This is a genomic window from Kribbella hippodromi (assembly GCF_039531045.1).
In the GTDB taxonomy this organism is placed as follows: Bacteria; Actinomycetota; Actinomycetes; order Propionibacteriales; family Kribbellaceae; genus Kribbella; species Kribbella hippodromi.
Window position 1 is genome coordinate 91543 of record NZ_BAAAPH010000017.1, and the last position, 20692, is coordinate 112234.

At 67.3% G+C, this 20692-nt stretch carries 19 protein-coding genes; 12 read left to right on the forward strand and 7 right to left on the reverse strand.

Annotated elements, in window-relative coordinates; translation table 11 throughout:
• Window positions 1–319: 319 nt before the first annotated feature.
• Together ABD260_RS24975 and dapD are read right to left on the reverse strand one after the other, a co-directional pair.
• On the reverse strand, window positions 320–1297 hold the full coding sequence (locus tag ABD260_RS24975) for a VldE C-terminal domain-containing protein (RefSeq protein ID WP_344236925.1): 978 nt from the start codon (window positions 1295–1297) through the stop codon (window positions 320–322).
• A 146-nt stretch (window positions 1298–1443) separates the two neighbouring features.
• Window positions 1444–2382 (reverse strand): 2,3,4,5-tetrahydropyridine-2,6-dicarboxylate N-succinyltransferase, encoded by a 939-nt coding sequence (gene dapD, locus ABD260_RS24980; protein WP_344236927.1) that lies wholly within the window; start codon window positions 2380–2382, stop codon window positions 1444–1446.
• 101 nt (window positions 2383–2483) lie between these two features.
• Between dapD and ABD260_RS24985 the strand changes: the two genes are divergently transcribed.
• From ABD260_RS24985 to ABD260_RS25000, 4 genes are read left to right on the forward strand one after another with little or no spacing between them, the layout of a single operon-like run.
• Window positions 2484–3404, forward strand: a complete 921-nt coding sequence (locus ABD260_RS24985) for a phosphotransferase (RefSeq protein ID WP_344236929.1) — start codon at window positions 2484–2486, stop codon at window positions 3402–3404.
• Entirely contained in the window at window positions 3401–4147 is a 747-nt protein-coding gene (locus tag ABD260_RS24990; protein WP_344236931.1) for a Rossmann-fold NAD(P)-binding domain-containing protein, read from the forward strand. Before ABD260_RS24985 ends, ABD260_RS24990 begins: the two co-directional genes overlap by 4 nt.
• Window positions 4148–4164: 17 nt before the next feature.
• A complete protein-coding gene (locus ABD260_RS24995; RefSeq protein WP_344236933.1) occupies window positions 4165–6843 on the forward strand; it encodes a GH92 family glycosyl hydrolase in 2679 nt (892 codons plus the stop codon).
• On the forward strand, window positions 6840–7283 hold the full coding sequence (locus ABD260_RS25000; protein ID WP_344236935.1) for a hypothetical protein: 444 nt from the start codon (window positions 6840–6842) through the stop codon (window positions 7281–7283). Before ABD260_RS24995 ends, ABD260_RS25000 begins: the two co-directional genes overlap by 4 nt.
• A 60-nt stretch (window positions 7284–7343) precedes the next feature.
• On the opposite strand, the gene ABD260_RS25005 is transcribed toward ABD260_RS25000, so the two are convergent.
• The 3 genes from ABD260_RS25005 to ABD260_RS25015 form a co-directional block, all read right to left on the reverse strand.
• Window positions 7344–8342: a LacI family DNA-binding transcriptional regulator gene (locus ABD260_RS25005; protein ID WP_344236937.1), complete on the reverse strand. Its 999-nt coding sequence runs from the start codon at window positions 8340–8342 to the stop codon at window positions 7344–7346.
• Window positions 8343–8411: 69 nt separating this feature from the next.
• The gene (locus ABD260_RS25010; protein WP_344236939.1) at window positions 8412–9431 is read right to left on the reverse strand and encodes a ribokinase; all 1020 of its coding nucleotides are present in this window, start codon (window positions 9429–9431) and stop codon (window positions 8412–8414) included.
• A 76-nt stretch (window positions 9432–9507) separates the two neighbouring features.
• The gene (locus ABD260_RS25015; RefSeq protein ID WP_344236941.1) at window positions 9508–10188 is read right to left on the reverse strand and encodes a KpsF/GutQ family sugar-phosphate isomerase; all 681 of its coding nucleotides are present in this window, start codon (window positions 10186–10188) and stop codon (window positions 9508–9510) included.
• Between the two features lie 244 nt (window positions 10189–10432).
• Here ABD260_RS25015 and ABD260_RS25020 point away from each other — a divergent pair, with 244 nt between their 5' ends.
• Genes ABD260_RS25020 through ABD260_RS25040 form a run of 5 tightly spaced genes read left to right on the forward strand, consistent with a single transcriptional unit; the run spans window position 10433 to window position 16632 of the window.
• Window positions 10433–11812: an ABC transporter substrate-binding protein gene (locus ABD260_RS25020; RefSeq protein ID WP_344236943.1), complete on the forward strand. Its 1380-nt coding sequence runs from the start codon at window positions 10433–10435 to the stop codon at window positions 11810–11812.
• Window positions 11812–12765 (forward strand): carbohydrate ABC transporter permease, encoded by a 954-nt coding sequence (locus ABD260_RS25025; protein WP_344236945.1) that lies wholly within the window; start codon window positions 11812–11814, stop codon window positions 12763–12765. Before ABD260_RS25020 ends, ABD260_RS25025 begins: the two co-directional genes overlap by 1 nt.
• A complete protein-coding gene (locus ABD260_RS25030) occupies window positions 12752–13552 on the forward strand; it encodes a carbohydrate ABC transporter permease (protein WP_344236947.1) in 801 nt (266 codons plus the stop codon). Before ABD260_RS25025 ends, ABD260_RS25030 begins: the two co-directional genes overlap by 14 nt.
• A 14-nt stretch (window positions 13553–13566) precedes the next feature.
• Window positions 13567–14592, forward strand: a complete 1026-nt coding sequence (locus ABD260_RS25035; protein WP_344236949.1) for a glycoside hydrolase family 172 protein — start codon at window positions 13567–13569, stop codon at window positions 14590–14592.
• 3 nt (window positions 14593–14595) lie between these two features.
• Window positions 14596–16632, forward strand: coding sequence for a DUF4185 domain-containing protein (locus tag ABD260_RS25040; protein ID WP_344236951.1), 2037 nt, complete (start codon window positions 14596–14598; stop codon window positions 16630–16632).
• A 1-nt stretch (window position 16633) separates the two neighbouring features.
• On the opposite strand, the gene ABD260_RS25045 is transcribed toward ABD260_RS25040, so the two are convergent.
• Together ABD260_RS25045 and ABD260_RS25050 are read right to left on the reverse strand one after the other, a co-directional pair.
• Window positions 16634–17281, reverse strand: a complete 648-nt coding sequence (locus tag ABD260_RS25045) for a maleylpyruvate isomerase family mycothiol-dependent enzyme (protein WP_344236953.1) — start codon at window positions 17279–17281, stop codon at window positions 16634–16636.
• Window positions 17272–17961 carry a pyridoxine/pyridoxamine 5'-phosphate oxidase gene (locus ABD260_RS25050; protein WP_344236955.1) on the reverse strand — a complete coding sequence of 230 codons (690 nt, stop codon included), beginning with the start codon at window positions 17959–17961 and terminating at the stop codon, window positions 17272–17274. Before ABD260_RS25050 ends, ABD260_RS25045 begins: the two co-directional genes overlap by 10 nt.
• Before the next feature lie 77 nt (window positions 17962–18038).
• Between ABD260_RS25050 and ABD260_RS25055 the strand changes: the two genes are divergently transcribed.
• The 3 genes from ABD260_RS25055 to ABD260_RS25065 are packed head-to-tail and all read left to right on the forward strand — an operon-like array spanning window position 18039 to window position 20621.
• A complete protein-coding gene (locus tag ABD260_RS25055; protein WP_344236957.1) occupies window positions 18039–18671 on the forward strand; it encodes a CGNR zinc finger domain-containing protein in 633 nt (210 codons plus the stop codon).
• On the forward strand, window positions 18668–19735 hold the full coding sequence (gene dapE, locus ABD260_RS25060) for a succinyl-diaminopimelate desuccinylase (RefSeq protein WP_344236959.1): 1068 nt from the start codon (window positions 18668–18670) through the stop codon (window positions 19733–19735). Before ABD260_RS25055 ends, dapE begins: the two co-directional genes overlap by 4 nt.
• A 37-nt stretch (window positions 19736–19772) precedes the next feature.
• Complete coding sequence (locus ABD260_RS25065) at window positions 19773–20621, forward strand: LOG family protein (protein ID WP_344236961.1); 849 nt, start codon at window positions 19773–19775, stop codon at window positions 20619–20621.
• Window positions 20622–20692 lie beyond the last annotated feature (71 nt).

Here is a 20692-nt window from a genome sequence, read left to right on the forward strand (position 1 = left end):
TCGCATGGAGGGGTGCCGGCTCCCTCCTCTAACAGTTGTTGGAGAGGCCCGCCGCCGCTCGCGTAGGCAGTTGGTGGGGAGGCTGGTGACTCTCCCCTGCCAGTCGTTTGTGAGAGCGGCAGCTCTTCCACAAGCGGTCGGTTGGAGGGCGTGGGCTCTTCCCACAAGCGGCTGGTTGGGAGGGCGCTGGCTCTCCCGCTAACCGTCGTTCAGGAGAGTGCCGGCTGTCCCCACGAGCCGCCGTTTGGGAGGGCGTCGGCTCTTCGTGGGCGCTTGTTGCAGAGAGTGACCGGGGCGTCCTATCCGGGCGCTCCGTTTCTTATTGGTCGAGGACGTCTACGTGTACGTGGTCGAGGTGGCGGAGGATTTTGGGGTCGCCGGAGCGCTCGGGGGGCGTGTAGTCCCGCCATCCGCTGTCCGACTTGCTGCCCGCCGTCCAGATCTTGTCGCTGAAGATCACCGTCTGGATCTTCAGCAGATCGGCCCGGGCGACCAGGTACTGCGCGATCGCCCACCCCTTGGTCGTGTTCGCCGCCGAGATCGGCCGTACGAACACGTCAACCGCCCGCCCTTCGTAGTGCGCCGACCCCTCCATGTGCCCGGTGCTCACCCCACCAGGCTGGTACCCACCGGTCGACAACTTCCCGAACGTACGCGCCAGATCCGTCCGCACCGCATCCGCCCGCGGCGTCAACCCGTCTGCCCCCGCGGCCTGCGTCGGCACCGCATTCGTGTTCACGGTGCAGCTGAACACGCTCTCCGACTGCCCGGTCAGCGCCGACGCCAGCACCCGCGCATCGGCCTCATGATCGGCGTACGCGTTCGGGAACGCACTGCGCTGCACCCGATCGGCCGCGACCGTGATCGACAGCTTCTGGTAGTTCTTGATCTTCACCAGCGCGTCGTAGAACTTCCCGGCCGCATAGTGCGGATCGCGCACCTGCGCCGCCGTACCCCACCCCTGTGACGGCCGCTGCTGGAACAGCCCGAGGGAGTCCCGGTCGCCGTGCGCCAGGTTCCGCAAGCCGGACTCCTGGTACGCGGTGGCGAGCGCGATCGTCGCCGCCCGGGCCGGCAGCCCGCGCCGGACCGCGACGCCGGCGATGATCGCCGCGGACTCGGCCTGCTCGAAATCGAGCACCACCTGCTGCCCGTTCACGGTCGCGCTGCACTGCTCCCGTGGCTGCAGGATGTTGCCGACATGCTTGCTGCCGAGCCAGGCGATCCCGGCCCCGACGGCAATACTGAGCGCGCCGATGGCTCCGACGGCCACCAGCGCACCACGCTTCAACGGCATACCGCTCCCAACGTTCGGAGGCGGGGCACAGGTTCCGGTTCGCTGGTCACGAACTGGTTGACGTGCACAGCCTCACATTGGTTGGCCTCAGCTTGGCCTGTACTAGGGCCAGTACGGGCCCTGTACTGGCCCGTAACCGCCGGGTTTCAGGCGTTGGCGTGCAGGGCCTCGTTGAGGGTGATCCCGCCGCCGGTCCGCGGCCGGGCCTCGACCGCGCCCGTGACCGAGTTCCGGAGGAAGAGCAGCCCCGGCTGCCCGGACAGGTCGCGGGCCTTCACCACGGTGCCGTCCGGGAGCGTCACCTTGGTACCGGCGGTGACGTACAGTCCGGCCTCGACCACGCAGTCGTCACCGAGCGAGATGCCGGTGCCGCCGTTGGCGCCGAGCAGGCAGCGCTTGCCGATGGAGATCACCTGCTTGCCGCCGCCGGACAGTGTGCCCATGATCGACGCGCCCGCGCCGATGTCACTGCCGTCGTCCACCACGACCCCGGCGACGATCCGGCCCTCGACCATCGACGTACCGAGCGTGCCGGCGTTGAAGTTCACGAAGCCCTCGTGCATGACGGTGGTGCCTTCGGCCAGGTGTGCGCCCAGCCGGACCCGGTCCGCGTCGCCGATCCGGACACCACTCGGTACGACGTAGTCGGTCATCCGCGGGAACTTGTCCACACTCGTCACCGAAAGGTGCTGGCCCGCGGCGCGCGCCCGGAGCCGTACCTGCTCGATCTGCTCGACCGGAACCGGGCCGAGCGAGGTCCACGCGTTGTTGGGCAGCGCACCGAAGATGCCGTCCAGATTCACTCCATGCGGCTGCACGAGTCGGTGCGACAGGAGGTGCAGTCGCAGGTACGCGTCCGCCACGCCCGCCGGCGCATCCGCCAGGACCAGTTCGGTCACCACTACCTCACGGCGTACCTGCCGGAGGTCGTCGTTCCCCTCTGCCGCGACCAGCTCGGCCGGTGCCTTGGCGCCGGCCGCCCGCTCACCTAGCTCGGGTGCGGGGTACCAGACGTCAAGCACGTCCCCAGCAGCAGTAACAGTCGCAAGTCCGAATCCCCAGGCCCGCGTGGCGTTCTCCGTCATGCCCCTACCCTAATTCGCCCGTCTACTGGGTCTGACAACCGCCCGCTTGCTGGTCGTCTATTCATTCTCACGAGTGGCGGAGGGCGTGGTGTACTGGCCGGATGCTTGCGGACTGGGTGCCGGGTGACGTGGTGGTGGCGGCGTTGGGTGCGCCGGGGGTGGATGAGGTGCACACGGAGCTGCTGCGGCGGTGGGGGTCGTCGGAGGTCTGGCGCCTGTCGTACGGGCTGCGGAGTGTGGTGGTGAAGCGGGGGAGTGACACGCAGGCGGGGGAGTTGGGGGCGTACGAGCGGTTCGTGGTCCCGCTGGGGCTGCCGGCGCCGGAGGTGCTGTACGGCTCGGACGACGTGCTGGTACTTGCCGATGTCGGCCGGGTGACGCTGGAACAGGAACCTACGGCTGAGGGGTTCGTGGCGGCGGCTGAGTTGGTGGCGCGGATCCGTGAGAAGACGCTGGACCAGCCGAGCGACTTCCCACCGGAGCGGGTCGGGGACTTGGCCACCCGGATCGAACAGGCCGGGCAGAACGGGTCGGGTGTGGCGGGGTCGGCTGAGCTGGTTGGGCGGAGCGGTTCGGCTGGCTTGGCTGGGGCTGAGGTTGGGTTGGGTGGGGTTGAGGTCGGGCGGTTGGCGGGGGCGTTGGAGCGGTTGCATCGGGATGCGGCGGTTGGCGTGGTGCACGGGGACTTCGTGCCGAAGAACCTGGTGTCGGACGGGACGCGGTGGTCCGTCGTCGATTGGCCGGTGGCGTACGCCGCGCCGCACCTCAGTGACCTGTACACGCTGGTCCGCGAAGCGGTTGCCCTTGGCTACGAGCGCGGCCCGATCATCGCCCGGTACGTGGAGGTGTCCGGAGCGGACCCGTTCCTGGTCGACCGGCAACTTCTCGTCGGCGGTGCCTGCTTCTGCCTCCTCGCACTGACCTTCGTCGTCGATGAAGGCATCCGCACCATCCCGGGCTCTGAGGACTGGATCGCCCCGCTGCACGCCGAACTCACCGACCTGATCGCACAACTCTCGTGAAACTCCTGGTCCTCGGCGGTACGAAGAACCTCGGCCGCCACGTCGTCGAAACCGCCCTCGCCGCCGGTCACGACGTCACGCTCTTCAACCGCGGCCGTACGAATCCCGAACTGTTCCCCGGCGTACACCGGCTGACCGGCGACCGCGCCGCGCCGGACGTACTAGCGGGGGGCGAATGGGACGGCGTCATCGACCTGTCCGGCTTCCTGGTCCGCGACGTCTCACTCAGCGCCGCCGTACTCCGGGATCGCTGCGCGCACTACACCTACATGTCCTCGATCGCCGTGTACGCGAGCAAGACGCATCGTGGCATGACCGAATCCGCGCCGCTGCTGCCCTGGCCGGCCGGTGCGCCGGAGGACGAGTTCACGATGGACCTGTACGGCCCGTCGAAGGTGCGGTGCGAATCGTTGCTCAGCGCCACTTTCGGCGACCGTACGGCGGCGGTGCGATCCGGGTTCGTGGTCGGGTCGTACAACCCCGATTTCGGCAACTGGGGATGGGCGCTCGCGCATGGTGGCTCGATGGAGTGCGCGGCCCGCCCGGAGCAGCCGGTGCAGTACATCGACGCGCGAGACCTCGCCAACTTCCTGCCGCATGACGGGTCCAACGACGGCACCTTCCAGCTTGACAACAGCCGGGCCCTGGCCGCCGGGCTGCGGCTTCGGCCCGGCGTGGAGGTCGCCCGCGATTACATCGCCTGGCTTCGGGCCGGAAACATCCCGCCGGAGCCGCCTCACTGATTCGTAAGATGATGCCCGTGATCATCCAAACAGGCGGTGGCCCGGGCGGGCCGACGAGTCCGCGGGCCGGGTTCAGCAGTGTCGACGCGACCCGTTACGCGGGCACCAGCGGCGGCAGGCAAGAGATCGACCTCCCCACCGCCGAGCGGGTGATCCAGCCCGGCGACCGCCTCCGCTACAAGATCTACCCGGAGCTCGACGCCGCGCTCACGTACACGGCAACGTACGCGGCCGTCGAGCTGATCTTTGCCGACGGAACGCGCTCCATCGGCCTGGACCAGTACGGAAACCCAGCCGATGCCGCCGGACAGGGCGCGGCGAAGATCCTTTACGCCAACCAGTGGAACGACGTACAAGTAGAGCTGCCCAAAGGTCAGACGATCGCGCGCACAGTACTGGTAGTGGATGCCCCGGAGCCGGGCCACGAGTTCGCGGGCTGGATCGACGACGTCGAGATCGGGCCGGCGCCACCCGCGCCCGACGGCACGGACCTGGCCGCGTACGTCGACACCCGCCGTGGCACGAACGCCAGTCACGACTTCTCCCGCGGCAACACCCTCCCGATCACCGCTTGGCCGAACGGCTTCAACTTCCTCACCCCGGTGACGAACGCGTCGACGCACCGCTGGCCGTACGAGTACCACCGTGCGAACAACGCCGACAACCGGCCGGAGCTGCAGGGCCTGACGTTCTCGCACCAGCCGAGCCCGTGGATGGGCGACCGTGACCAGCTCACGATCATGCCGGTCGCCGCCGCCGATCCGCTCGGGGACCCGGCCGAGCGCGCGGCCGCGTTCAGTCACGACGACGAGATCGCGCGCCCGGACCTGTACGCCGTGACGCTCGCGAACGGCGTCCGCGCCGAGCTCACTCCGACCGACCACGGAGCGATCTTCCGCTTCACCTTCCCGGCCGGCGCGCCCGGCCGGCACCTGGTCTTCGACACGATCGACGAGAACGGCGAGTTCACGTACGATGGCACGGCGCTGACCGGCTGGGTCGAGAACGGTTCGGAAACCGGCCGGACCCGGATGTACTGCTACGGCATATTGTCGGCCGCACCAACGAATTTCGGTCCGACGGTCGGTGGTCGCGCCAATGCCAGAGCGGCCACCTTCGACGTACCCGAAGTGACTTTGCGGATCGCGACTTCGTTCATCGGCGTCGACCAGGCTCGGCACAATCTTTCGCTGGAGCTGGAAGGGCGTACCTTCGAGGAGATTCAGGCCGCCGCGAATGCGGTCTGGAACGAGCGGTTGCAGGTGATGCGGCCGGAAGGCGCGAAGCTCCCGCAACTGCGGACGGTGTACGGCAACTTGTACCGCCTGAACCTTTATCCGAACTCGCATTTCGAGAACTCGGGCACTGTGGAAGCGCCCAGATACCGTTATGCGAGCCCGGTGCTTCCGGTTGAAGGTACGGCGACTGCGCGCGAAACGAACGCTGTCGTGAAGTCGGGCAAGATGTACGTGAACAGTGGGTTCTGGGACACGTACCGGACCGCCTGGCCCGCGTATGCGTTTTTCTACCCGGATTTGAGCGGTGAGTTGATCGATGGATTTGTGCAGCAGTACCGCGACGGCGGGTGGATTGCGCGTTGGTCGTCACCGGGGTACGCGGACTGTATGACCGGGACAAGTTCGGACGTGTCGTTCGCGGATGCCTATTTGAAGGGCGTGCCGCTGCCGGATGCATTGGCAACGTACGACGCCGGGCTCCGGAACGCGACCGTCGCGCCCGAGGCGACCGAGGTCGGGCGGAAGGGCGCCGAGACCGGGTTCTTCGCCGGGTATGTGAGCACCGACACCGAGGAGAGCGTTTCGTGGTCGCTGGAGGCGTACCTGAACGACTTCGGGCTCGCGGAGCAGGCGGCGCGGCTGGCCGAGGATCCGGCGGTGCCCGCCGCGCGTCGCGCTGAGTTGCTGGAGGAAGCGGAGTACTTGCGGCGGCGCTCGCTGAACTACGTGCTGCTGTTCGACGAGGCGGTCGGTTTCTTCCAGGGGCGGCGGCCGGACGGTACGTTTGCGAAGCCGGCCGCCGACTTCGACCCCGAGGAATGGGGTGGCGATTTCACCGAGACGGACGGGTGGAATTTCGCGTTCCACGTCGCGCATGATCCGCGTGGTCTGGCCAATCTGTACGGTGGCGCGGCTGGTCTCGAGGCGAAACTCGATGCCTTCTTCGCTACCCCGGAATTGGCGGTGAAGAAGGGCACGTACTCGATTGTCATCCACGAAATGGTGGAGGCACAGGCGGTCCGGATGGGACAGTTCGGTTTCTCGAACCAGCCCGCGCATCATATTGCCTGGATGTACAACTACGCCGGCGCTCCGGCGAAAACGCAGGCGATCGTACGCGAGGTCCTGGATCGTTTGTACGTCGGCGAAGAAATCGGCCAGGGTTATCCGGGGGACGAGGACAACGGCGAGATGTCAGCCTGGTACCTCTTCGCCGCGCTCGGCTTGTATCCGCTCCGCGTCGGCGCCCCCGAATACGCAATCGGTTCGCCGCTGTTCCGCCGTACCGTGGTCAATCCCCTAGGCGGCACGCCTCTGACAATCACCGCCGACAACCCAGAACACCCGTACGTACAAGCCATCACCCTCAACACCCAGACGTACCAACGCCTTCAATCCCGCATGCCGCCCTCACCACCGCAACCCCGCCCGACGACGCAACCCCGCGCGATGGGATGACTCACCTCCACTTCACCCTCGGCGCCACCCCATCCACCTGGGCGACCCAAGACTCCCCGCCCTCCCTCACAACGACCGACGAAATCCCCACCCCACTCACCGACCTGATCCCCACCGACCCGGCCAACCCACTCTTCGACGACACCTCAACCACCCAAACCCGGCTGGGCCCCCACACCACCTGGTCACTCCCCGCCCCCGCAACCGCCACCCTCTACACCCTCACCTCCGCCGAAGCCGAAACCGCCCCCACCGCCTGGCTCCTTGAGGGCTCGACCGACGGCACCACCTGGACCACCCTCGACAACCGCACCAACACCCTCTTCCGCTGGCCCCACCAAACCCGCCCCTTCAAGATCCAAACCCCCGCCCCCTACCAGCACTACCGCCTCTCCCTCCCCACCCCCGCCACCCTCACCCAACTAGAACTCCTCCACTAGGCGGCAGGTTGCGCCGGCGCCGGTGCGCGGATGAGGGCGCCGGTGTTCGGCGGCGGGCGGTTACTGCTTGGGGGCTGAGGTGGCTCGGATGTGGAGTTCGGTGCGGAGGGTGACGGTGGAGGGTGGGCGGCCGGGGGCGGCGGTGCGGTCCTTCAGGAGGAGGCCGGCGGTGCGGCCGAGCTCGTACGTCGGCTGCGCCACCGTGGTCAGGCTGGGGATGACCAGGTCCGCCCACGGGATGTCGTCGAAACCGACGATCGCGATGTCGTGCGGTGCGCGGACGCCCTTCTTGGCCAGGCATTCGAGGGCGCCGACGGTCATCAGGTTGTTGGTGACGAACAGTGCCTCGGGCGGATCGTCCAGTTCCAGCAGGCTCTCCATCGCCGCATACCCGCCGGCTTCGCGGAAGTCGGCGTGCCGGACCAGCTCCTTGTCGTACCGGATGCCGCCGCCCCGAAGCGCGGAGCGGTACCCGGCGAGCCGGTCCATCGCGGTGGAGACCTTGCGCGGTCCGGTGATACAGGCGATCCGCCGGTACCCGCCGTCGATCAGATGTTTCACGCCCTCGAAAGCGCCGTGCTCGTTGTCGACCAGTACGGTGTCGGCCTCGACGCCTTCGACCCGGCGGTCGATCATCACCAGCGGGATCTTCGCGTCCGCGAGCAGCTGGACCCCCTCGGCCGTACTGGTCGGGGAGATCACCACGCCGGCCATTTGCTCGGTCAGCACCGCCGACGCGTACGCGGCCTCCTTCGCCGGATCCTCGTCGGAGTTGCAGAGCACGACGTGGTAGCCCTCGGTCTGCGCGACGTCCTCGAGACCGCGGACCAGCGAGGTGAAGAACGGGTTCTCGATGTCCGAGATGACGACCGCCCAGAGGTTCGTCGACGACTTGCGCAGGTTGCGGGCGACGCCGTTCGGGCGGTACCCGAGCTCGGCGACCGCGGCGCGGACCTTCTCGGACAGCTCCGGGTCGACGTTCCGCCGGCCGCTGAGCACCCGCGACACCGTCGCCGGCGACACCCCCGACCTACGCGCGACGTCGTAGATCGTCGTCATACCTGCTCCCCGCTGGAGATCCGATGGTCGTCTGGATCGCACTCTAGCCCCGATCCAGACCCAAGGATCTCATGGCGCGGGCGGCACACTCGGCGAAGTGCCGGGCAGGGTGGTGTCGGCTGGGGTGCTGGGTGAGGTGGGGGTGGGTGGGGGAGTGGCGTTGCGGGACAGGAGGGTTTGCGCGGCCGCGCGGTCGGGGGCTGAGGCGGCGGCGCCGTTGGTGGTGGTGGAGAGGGCGCCGGCGGCGTTGGCGAGGCGGGCGGCCTCGATCAGCGGGGCGTCGTGGGCCAGCGACGCGGCGAGCGAGCCGCAGAACGCGTCCCCCGCGCCGACCGTATCGATCGTCGCGACCTGATGCGCCGCGATCCGTTCCTCGTACCCGCCGTCCCGATCCAGCACGTACGCCCCGCGCGAGCCGAGCGTGACCACACAACCACGCAGATCCCAGTCCTCGGCGAGCTTCCGCGCGATCGCCGGCACCTGCGACTCGTCCTCACAATCGAGCCCGGTCAGCGCCGCCGCCTCGACCTCGTTCGGTACGAGGATGTCGACGTACGCCGCCAGCGACGCATCCACCGGACCGACCGGCGCCGGCGTGAGGATGGTCGTGACGCCGGCAGCCGAGGCGAGCCGAAGGGCGGAATGGCTCGCTTCAACCGGCAGCTCAAGCTGCACACTCAGCACCTTGCTGGCAGTCAGCGCCTCAGTCGCAGCCTCCACCTCGGCAGTGGTGATCGCCGCATTCGCACGGGACACGATGATGATCGAGTTCCCACCATCAGGCAGTACGAGCGGCAGCCCGACGCCCGTCCCGAGCGACGGATGCCGTACGACCCACGAAGTGTCGACGCCGTTCGCCGAAAGCAGCTCCAAGAACTCCTCGCCGTATCGGTCCTCGCCGATCGTGCCGACAATCGCGGTCCGCGCTCCCATCCGGGCCGCCGCGACCGCCTGATTCACGCCCTTCCCGCCGAGAAACTCCGCGAACCCGGTGCCATGCAACGTCTCACCCGGCAACGGCCGCCGCTCCGCCGACGCCACCAGGTCCTTCATGAAGGAGCCGAGCACACAAACGTCGTACGAACTCATCGACGTCCTCGCTTCGCTCCGGGCGCCGATGAGGCACCAAGCGCGCTGTGTTGAATGATGAGCTCACTCCGTTCGCTCATGCCTGGTCCTCCTGCAGACGCTTGCCCAAGGCACCGGACGGGTGGAACCGCGCGAAGTCGTGATGACTGAATTCCCGCAGTACGACCAGCGCGCAGGCGAGCGCGTCACCCATCGCCAATGACGCGGTAGTCGAGGCGGTCGGCGCCAGGTTCAGCGGATCGGCCTCGCGCAGCACCATCGTGTCCAGCGTGTACGTGGCCAACTGCGCAAGTGTGGACTGCTCCCGGCCGGTCATCGCGATCACCGGGATGTCCCGCTCCCGCAGCATCCGCGCGAACGCGCACACCTCGGCGGTCTCACCGGACGCGGACAGCGCCAGCACGATGTCCCGGGTGGTGACCGCGCCGGAGTCCCCGTGCAGGGCGTCGCCGGAGTGGATGAACGTGGCCGGCGTCCCGGTGCTGGCCAGCGTGGCGGCGATCTTCCGGCCGACCAGACCGGACTTGCCGAGGCCGGTCACGACCAGGTGACCCTCGCAGCGCGCGACCGCGGTCAGTACGTCGAGGAACACCCCGTCGAGCCGGCCGGCGAGCGCGGACACCGCCGCGGCCTCGGTCTCGATGGCGTCCCGCGCCGCCTGCAGTCCCCGTGCGACCAGGTCCCTGGGCAGCTCGCCGTCCCTGGGCAGCTCGTCGGCCGTGCGGTGGGCGGACGCACGGTTCGGCACAACTGGCATTCCAGCGCCTCTCATCTCAGAAATCGATTTCCGAAGATTAGGCAGCTCGATCCGCCGGTGTCAACGTCTGCATCCAGGTCGAAACCCTTGCCCACAGGTGCGAATCGGCGGAGTTGATCACATCGTCACCGGACCGGCTCTTGACCGGCCAGGTCGCCGATCGTAGATTGCGAGAAATCGATTGCCCCCTCGGAGCCGTTGAATCACGGTTCGGCCGTTCGTGAACACACCCCTGGAGCACCTGATGGCCGCAACACCCTCCTCTGCCAGCCAGTCCGGCCTCGCCCGGCAGTTCAGCCGCCGGTCCGTCCTGCGCGGCGGGCTCGGTGCCCTCGCCGCCTCGGCGGTGGGCGTACCGCTGCTGTCCGCCTGTGGCGGAAGCTCTTCCAGTGGCAACTCCAAGGAGTTGTCGTTCTGGAACTTCTACGGCCCGTCCGACGACCAAGGTCCGCAGAGCAAGTGGTTCGTCGACACCGTCGACGAGTGGAACAAGAACAACGACGTGAAGGTCAAGCTGCGGTACATCCCCGGCAAGGACTACCTGAACGGGACCACGCTGCAGACCGCGTTCCAGTCCGGCCAGGGTCCGGACATCTTCCTGATCAGCCCCGGCGACTTCCTCCGCTACTACAACGGTGGCGTACTGCAGGATCTCGGCTCCGCCTTGTCCGACGACGCGAAGAAGGACTACCTGCCCGGCCTGCTCGAGGCACGCAGCGTCGACGGCAAGGTGTACGGCCTGCCGATGGAGATCGAGCCGCTCGCGATGTACTACAGCGAGGCCGCCTTCGAGAGTGCCGGCCTGTCCGAGGGCGATCTGCCCAAGACCTGGGACCAGACCCTCGCGGTCGCGCAGAAGCTGACCAACAGCAAGCGGTACGGCGTGATGTTCGAGACCGCACCGGGCTACTACCAGAACTTCACCTGGTACCCGTTCATGTGGCAGGGCAACGGGAACGCGATCAAGGACGGCAAGTCCGCGTTCGACTCGCCGGCCGCCGTACAGGCGCTGAAGTTCTGGGGCGACACGATCAAGACCAAGGTCGCGCCGCGGAAGGCGCTCGGCGACGGCGGCGGTGACGTCGTGTCGAACCTCGGCTCCGGCGCGGCCGCGATGCAGCAGAGCGGGATCTGGGCGGTCTCCGACCTGCGCACCAAGGCGAAGAACTTCAAGTACGGCATCATCCCGCTGCCCACGCCAGCCGGCGGTCAGGCCGCCACCGACCTCGGCGGCTGGGCCTTTGTGGCGAACTCGAAGGGCGCGAACCCGGAGGCGGCCGCGAAGTTCATCGCCTGGGCGCTCGGCTCCACCGACGCGGCAGGCGTCGAGCGGCAGCGGCAGTGGAACACGGTGGTGAAGACCAACCTGCCGCCGCGCAAGTCGGTGCAGGAGGCCGCGGACGCCAAGGGTGCGTTCGCCGACGGCGCGCTGAAGAAGTACGTCACCGAGATCGCGCCGACCGGGAAGCCGGAGCCGCGGTTCCCGCCGGAGGTGTACCAGCCGATCGCGGACGCGATCCAGGCCTGTCAGCTGAACGGGTCCGACCCGGCCAAGGCGGCGGCTGACGCGGCGCAGAAGATCGACACCTTCCTGAAGACCTACCAGGGCGCGCCGATCAGCTGATGGTGACGACTACAGCCCCTCCATCCGCACCGAAGACCAGGCCGCACGTGAAGCCGAAGGCCGGGATGACGCGGAAACGGCGCGAGGCGCTGGCGGCCTACGCCTTCCTCGCGCCGGACACGATCGGCCTGCTGCTGTTCGTGGCGATTCCGATGGTGCTCGCGTTCGGTGTCGCGTTCTTCAAGGTCGATGGCTTCGGCAACTATCAGTACGTTGGTCTGGCCAACTACAAGTTGATGGCCGGCGACGAGCAGCTGTGGGCGTCGCTGAAGGTGACCGCGACGTACGTGGTCGCCTTCGTGCCGATCGCCTTCGTGGTGAGCTTCGCGCTGGCGATGCTGGTCCGCAACCACTTCAAGGGCATCGGCTGGGTACGCTCCGCGTTCTTCCTGCCGAACGTGGTCAGCCTGGTCGTGGTCGGCCTGATCTGGCAGTTCCTGCTGGTCGACAAGCAGGGCGCGCTCTCCAAGATGCTCGCCCCGCTCGGCCTCGGTGACGTGTCGTTCCTCGGTACGCCGTCGCTCGCGCTTGGGACGTACGTGGTGATCAGCGTCTGGTTCCTGATGGGATACCAGATGCTGGTCTTCCTGGCCGGTCTCAAGGATGTGCCGAAGGAGCTCGAGGATGCCGCCGAGATCGACGGCGCGGGCTCGTGGCAACGCTTCCGGTACGTGATCTGGCCGCTGCTCCGGCCGACCAGCTTCTTCGTCGTGGTGAACTCGACGATCGGGGCGGTCACCGGCTTGCAGGCGTTCGACCTGGTCTTCGTGCTCACCAAGGGCGGTCCGGCCCGCGCGACCAGCACGGTCGTGCTCTACATCTACGAGCAGGCGTTCACCTTCAACAACATGGGGTACGCCGCCGCGCTGACCACCGTGGTCGTCGCGATCCTCGTCGTGTGTACCGGCCTGATGTTCGGCTTCACCCGAGGAGGTCGTTTTGACGAGGATTAGAGTGCTGCCGATCCTTGCCCACGTGCTGGCGATCATCGCGGTGGCGCCGCTGCTGTGGATTCTGATCAGCGCGCTGCGGCCCGCGGAGGACGTGTTCAACTTCGGCTGGCCGCAGCACTGGACGCTGAGCAACCTGCAGTACGTGCTGCTGAAGATCCCGATGCCGCGGTTCATGCTCAACTCCGCGATCGTGTCGGTGACCGTCACGGTGATCGCGCTGTTCTTCCACTCGATGGCGGCGTACGCGCTGGCGCGACTGCGCTTTCCCGGCCGCGGGCTCATCTTCTCCGGGATCATGTCGACGCTGCTCGTGTCGCTGCCGGTGATACTAGTTCCACTGTTTCTAGTTGCAAAGCAACTAGGTCTGCTGGACAGCTACGCCGGTCTGATCGTGCCGAGCATCTTCCACGCGTTCGGGATCTTCCTGCTCCGGCAGTACTACCTGAACATCCCGCGTGAACTGGAAGAAGCGGCCGACCTGGACGGCTGCGGGTACTGGCGCCGGTACTGGAGCGTCATCCTGCCGCTCAGCCGGCCCGTACTGGCCTCCTTGTCCGTGCTGTTCTTCCTGGCCAACTGGAACGCGTTCCTCTGGCCGCTGACGATCACGCGGAACCCGGACCTGCGGGTGATCCAGCTCGGTGTCTCCGGGATGCAAGGGCAGTACGCCTCCGCGTGGAACCTGATTCTCGCGGCCGCGGTGATCGCGGCCATTCCGACGGTCGTGGTGTTCGTCGCGGGCCAGCGCCGGCTGGTCGACGCGATGAAGACGACCGGCCTCAAATAGTCCGAAAGGCTGATATGTACGGCGACTACGGCAGCAGTCTGCGCGACCTGCCCCGGCTCCGGGACTCCAAGCGGCGCAGGGCGTCCAGCTGGGACCGGACCGGCGGCAACGACGACAGACTGACAGTCCGTCCGGGTGAGACCGCAGTACTCGCGGACATCGAAGGCCCTGGATCGATCAACCACATCTGGTGCACCGTCGCGCGTGACAGCGCGTGGGGACCGGACGAGGTGGACGGCGACTACCTGCGGAAGCTGATCCTCCGCATCACCTGGGAGGACTCCGCCGAGCCCAGCGTGCTGGTGCCGCTCGGTGACTTCTTCGGCGTCGGCCACGGCAAGACGGTCAACTTCGTCAGTGCACCGCTGCAGATGAGCCCGCAGGACGGCAAGGGTTTCAACTGCTGGTTCCACATGCCGTTCGCGTCGCGGGCCAAGGTGGAGATCATCTCGGAGCTGTCCGAAGCACCGGTGTTCTTCTACTACTACGTGGATTACGAGCTGTTCGACGGTGCACAGGACGGTCTCGGCTACTTCCACGCCTCGTACAACCGCCAGCACCCCACCGATGGGGTCGAGCAGGGCACGGAGACGCTGCGGCAGTACCAGGTCGAGGGTACGAACCTCACCGGCGACGGCAACTACGTCGTCCTCGACACCGCCGGCAAAGGGCACTATGTCGGCTGCGTGGTGAGCATCCGGAACCTGCGCGACTCGGCCGAGTGGAACTGGTACGGCGAGGGCGACGACATGATCTTCATCGACGGCGAACCGTTCCCGCCGTCACTGCACGGCACGGGGACCGAGGACTACTTCAACACCGCGTGGTGCCCGAGTGAGGCGTACTCAGCGCCCTACCACGGCATCACCTTGCCCGGCGGATCGAACTGGAGCGGCGAGATCTCGCTGTACCGCTTCCACATCGAGGATCCGATCACCTTCTTCAAGTCCATCCGCGTGACCATCGAGCACGGTCACGCCAACAAGCGCAGCGACGACTGGTCGTCGGTCGCGTACTGGTATCAAACCTTGAAGGGATAGCCCATGAAGCGTGGGGCCTTGCTCGCTGTCCTGCCGCTGGTCTTCGGATCGGCGACCCTCCTCACCCAATCCTCCGACTCCCAGCCGCCACCCGCCACGTCGACCGCCATCGGCACGGCGCAAGTGGAGTCGAAGGGCACCCCGAGCCCGAGCGACGGCGACCTGTGGCCGTCCTGCTGGAACGGGAACGACAAGCTGTACGCCGCGAACGGCGACGGCAAGGGCTTCAGCACCAGTGGTGATTTCGCCGACATCGCCGTCAGCGAGATCAACGGCACGCCCGGAAACTTGTCCGGGGCAACGATCTCGAAGGGCGACCAGGTCGGGTCGATCTGGAGCGGTCCCGGGTACAACCGGAAGCCGACCGGCATGGTGTGCGTCGGGGACACCATGTACCTGGCGGTGCAGGACCTCGCGCTCGACTTCAACGACGTGCCGGCGGCGAGCATCCTGAAGTCCACCGACCACGGCAAGACCTGGACGTGGGACAAGAAGAAGCCGATGTTCGCCAACCACGTGTTCACCACGATCTGGTTCGCGGACTTCGGCAAGGGCGGTGCGCTCGCGCCGGACGGTTACGTGTACGCGTACGGGCTGGACGGCAACTGGCGCGACTCGTTCGACGACACGGTGCCGGACCCGCAGAGCGTGTTCCTCGCCCGCGTCCCGAAGAACAAGGTCCAGGATCGCGGCGCGTGGAAGTTCTACACCGGTTCGAGCTGGTCGGCGAAGATCGCCGACAAGAAGCCGGTGCTGACCGATACGCGGCGGTTGTATGCGCAGACGTACGGCACGAACGCGTCGAACTTGAGCGTGATCAGCCAAGGCGGTGTCACGTACCTGGCGAAGCAGAAGCGCTATGTGTACACGTCATGGACCGAGTACACGTTTGAGTTCTACGAGTCGCCGACGCCTTGGGGTCCGTGGAAGCACTTCATGAGCAAGGACTTCGGCGGGTACCCGTGGTCGACGTCGAAGTACGGTGGGTACGGCGTGACCATCCCGTCCAAGTTCGTCCAGCCGGACGGGAAGACGATGTACCTTCAGGCCAACGTGTGCCCGTGCGGCGGCGGTGGGATCGGTACATCGGTCTACAACTTCAACCTGCGCAAACTCGTACTCACGCCGTCGTCCAATGCACCGGCCGATAATTTGCCCGGACCGGACAATCTGGCGGCGCCCGCGAGCGGAGCGGTCGCAATCTCCAAGTCGACAAATTCCGGCAGTCTCGCGGTGATGAACGACGGCGCGCGGACCGGCAGCGAGTCGGACTTCGACGACGAAGTGAAGGGCGCGTCGTGGTGGGGTTATGAATGGCCGGCGCGGCACAAGGTGAACAACGTCGAATTCACCTCCGGGGCGGTTTCGGCGCAGGGTGGATACTTCACGGGACGTCCGCGGGTGCAGGTGAAACAGAACGGCGAGTGGGTCGAGGTTGGTTCGCAGACGGTGTCCCCGGCGTACCCCGGTGATGCGACGGCGGGCGCGAACACTACGTACACGTTGACGTTCCCGACCCAGGAGACCGATGGCGTTCGAGTGATCGGTCTGCCCGGCGGGACGCGCTCGTACACGACTGTCTCCGAATTGGCGGTCCGGTACGTCGCGCAACTCGCTGATGGTGGTTTTGAAGGGACCGGTGGAGGTAAGCCGGCGTGGCAGTTCGAAGGTGCTGCCGCCAATGGTGTCGACCGTGGCTTGGGCTTCGCGCATTCCGGCGCGAACAACGGCTGGATTCGCTGTACTTGCACGGGTTTCAGCGATCTCTACCAAACCGTGCCCGTCACGCCTGGCGCTACGTACACCTTTGGTTCCTGGATCAACGCGTCCGCGAATTTGCCTGCTGATCAAGGACGTTTCGGCGTACGCGCCGGCGCCCAGGACTTGGCCAGCACCACCTTCGGCGCGGGCACCGGCTACGTACACCACGAGGTGACCGTGAAGGTCCCTGCCAACACCCACGAACTAACGGTCTATGCCGGCTTCACCGGGCCGAACAAAGACACGTGGATTCAGGTGGACGACTTCACGGTGAGCTGACTCAAGGCCAGGGGAGGAGCTGCGGGCCGCTGACGGGGGACGGGCGGCCCGCGTACCAGGCGGTCAGGTCGGGGAGGGTGCCGGTCAGGGTGAGGTCCTGGCCGGTGCCGTTCTCCCAGGTGATGGTGGGGGACTGGAGGATCAGGTGGGTGCCCTCGGGGGTGCGGGGGCGGAGGAAGTCGAGCAAGTGCAGGCAGAAGTCGTTTGGCCAGGACGCCGGTGTGACGGCTAGGTCCAGGTCGGTGGTGTGGATGGTCAGCTCACGCCAGGTGGCTTCCAGTCCGGCGGCCAGGTTGCTGTTGCGGTGGAGGATGGGGAGGTCCCAGTCGGTGACCTTGTCCCATGAGGTGAGGAGCGTGGTGACGGCCTCGGTTACGTGCGCTTTGAGTTCGGTGGCAGGGCGGTCGGCGCCTGCTTCGATCGCGCTGTCACGGGCGGGGCGGCCGCCGTCGTACACCTCGATCAGCCGGCCCTGAAGAGCTTCGTCGACCTGGCGGGTCATTGCTTCGGAGAAGTTCGCGAGGTGGGTGATGACGTGACCGCGCGACCAGCCGGGCAGGGCCGAGGCGGCGCGGGCGGTGGGGTCGTCGAGGTCCGCGATCACCGCGAGCAGGCGGTCGGCGGCAGCGTGTACGTCGGTCAGGGCCACAGCATCTCCTTTGCCCAGCTACCGTCCTTCGGGCCGTCCTCTAGCCCGTCCGTCAGCCCGTCCGTCAGGTTGTAGCGGAGGCGTACGTGCCGGCGGTCCTGGTCGGCCTGCCAGAACTCGACTTCCTCGGCGCGCAGCGTGTACAGCGTCCAGTTCGGCGCGACCAGCTCGGGATTGTCGGCGATGCGCTCGGCCTGTTCTTTCACCGCGACGTCGATGTCGGAGCGATCCGCGAGTACGGCGCTCTGCTTGCCGACCAGCGCCTCGGCGCGCGCCGCGACCGGGCGGGCCAGGAAATCGCGCGCGGAGTCCTCGGCCGGCGCAGGCTCGACCGTGCCGACGATCCGCACCTGGCGCCCGAGCGGCACCCAGTAGAACGTCAGCGCCGCGTACGGCGACGCGTCCAGTTCCTCGCCCTTCCGGCTGGTCGAGTTCGACGCGAACTGCCAGCCGTCGTCCGACACGTTCTTGAGGATCAGCACCCGCCCGTTCGGCCGGCCGTCGGCGCGGATTGTCGACAAGGTGACGGCGCACGGCTCGGGCACCTGCGCGTCGATGGCGGTCAGCAGCCACTCGACGAACAGCGGGTGCGGGGTGTCGGGCGACTCGGAAGGGTCCCAGGCCGGCGGCTTCCCGGTCAGGGTCGGTACGGCGCGCAGCCGGGTACGAAGATCGGTCACGCGCCGACCCTAAGCGAGCCGTTCACATGCCAGCAAGCGGATATCCCATTAGTCGGATACTCCATTAGTATCGACAGATGACCACGCTGGCCCTGGCCTTGGCCACCACGATCAAGCACGACGGGCACGGTGGCGTGGCCGATCTCCTGTCCACACCGGAGCAGGCAAGTGCATGGTTCCGGACGTACGATCCCCTCGTACGCGACGTCCTTGGTGCCGAACCGGTCGAGCCGGACTTCTTCCAGGCCGACCTGCTTCGGGTACGGCGCGCGGTGCGGGCGCTCTTTGCGCGAGCGGTGCCCGGAGCGCCCAGCAAGGCGGATGCGCACCGGCTGATGGACGCGGACGACGCGCTGCGGATGCTCAACCGCGCAGCGGGCCGGCTGGGCACCACTCACCTGGACTGGCCGGCCGACGGTACGCCGGTGCTGCGCTGGTCGGGGCGTACCGACGACCCGACCGCGCTCCTGATCGGTGCCATCGCCCGGTCGACAATCGACTTCCTGACCAGTCCGGACCGTGAGCGACTGCGCGCCTGTCCGGCCGCGCGGTGCGTCAAGTACTTCGTCCAGGACGACCCGCGGCAGACCTGGTGCTCCCCGTCCTGCGGCAACCGCGAACGCGTCAACCGCCACTACCGCAAGCGCACGACCGCAACCGAACCGCCGGATACAGGCGCGGATAAAGGCGCGGATAACCTGGCGCCATGACCAAGCTCGACCTGACCGTATCCGGACCCGATCTGACCGAGGCGCTGGTGAACATCGCGTCCGTCAGCGGTACGGAGGAGAAGCTCGCGGACAAGGTCGAGAAGGCGCTCTCCGCGTACCCGCATCTGAAAGTCTTCCGGCACGGCAACACCGTGGTCGCGCGCACCGATCTAGGCCGCGACGAGCGGGTCGTGCTCGCCGGGCACCTGGACACGGTTCCGCTCAACGACAACCTGCCCGCGCGCCGCGCCGACGGCCTGATCCACGGGCTCGGCGCCTGCGACATGAAGGGCGGTGTCGCGGTAGCGCTCCGGCTCGCCGCGACGCTGGCCGAGCCGAACCGGGACATCACCTACGTCTTCTACGACTGCGAGGAGATCGAGGCCGAGCGGAACGGTCTGTTCAAGCTGACCCGGTCCAACCCCGAACTGCTCGAGGGCGTCTTCGCGGTCGTGATGGAGCCGTCGAACGCGGTGGTCGAGGCCGGCTGCCAGGGCACGATGCGGATCGAGGTCACCACCCGCGGCGAGCGCGCACACTCGGCCCGCTCCTGGATGGGTGTGAACGCGATCCACGGCGCGGGTGAAGTACTGGCCCGCCTCGGAGCGTACGAGCCGCGCCGCGTACCGATCGACGGACTCGAATACCGCGAGGGGCTGAACGCGGTCGCGATCACGGGCGGAATCGCCGGCAACGTCGTACCGGATGCGTGCACGGTGACGATCAACTACCGCTTCGCACCGAACCGCTCCGAGGCGGAGGCCGAGGCGCACCTACGGTCTGTGTTCGAGGGATTCGATGTGGTGGTTACCGATTCCGCGCCGGGCGGTCTGCCGGGCCTGGAGCGCCCGGCCGCGGCCGCCTTCCTGCGGGTGGTGGGTGGCGAACCCCAACCGAAGTTCGGCTGGACCGACGTGGCCCGGTTCACGCTACTCGGCGTGCCCGCGGTGAACTACGGCCCCGGCGACCCGTTGTACGCCCACAAACAAGACGAGTTCGTCCCAGAAGCCGAGATAGCCCTGTGTGAACAACGCTTGAGGACTTGGTTGACAAGCCGCGCCTGAGCGGGCTCTGCTTCGGCCCACGGAATAACCTGGGGGCATGTCAGAACCATCGATTCACCCCGACCGTCCGGTGGGCCAGCAGCAGCGCGGGCCCATCCTGATGCGGCGCAAGCAGGTGCAGCAGTCCACCTCCGAGCAGCGGCTCCTGGACAGTCGCGGACCGTCGGACTGGGTGCACACCGACCCGTGGCGGGTGCTGCGCATCCAGTCGGAGTTCATCGAGGGATTCGGCATGCTGGCCGAGCTCGGCGCCGCGATCAGTGTGTTCGGTTCGGCCCGGACCAAGCTGGACGACCGGATGTACGCCGCCGCCGAGGAGTTCGGCCGGAAACTGGTCGGTGCCGGGTACGCGGTGATCACCGGCGGCGGACCGGGCGTGATGGAGGCGGCGAACAAGGGCGCCTCGGAGGCCGGTGGCGTTTCGGTCGGCCTCGGCATCGAGCTCCCGTTCGAGAACGGCATGAACGAGTGGGTCGACATCGGGATGAACTTCCGGTACTTCTTCACCCGGAAGACGATGTTCGTCAAGTACGCCCAGGGTTTCGTGGTGATGCCCGGCGGATTCGGCACGCTCGACGAGCTGTTCGAGGCACTCACGCTGGCGCAGACCCGCAAAGTCACCTCGTTCCCGGTGGTGCTGTTCGGGACGGCGTACTGGGGCGGCCTGGTCGACTGGCTGCGGACCACCATGCTCGCCGACGGGAAGATCTCACCCGCCGACCTGGACATGTTCGTGGTCACCGACGACGTCGACGAGGCAATCAGCTACATAGTCAAGGCCGGCGAACTGGCCGACGCCGCCGCCGAACAAGCCGCCGAAGCCGCCGCCGACGCCATCGATTCCACCAGCACCCCCACCCACCCCCTGGGCTCCGACGGCAGCTGACCCAGCTACCTGCGCCTTTGGGTACCGAAGGACGGGTAGTCATGGTCACCTCCGCCGAACGCCGAGCGTAC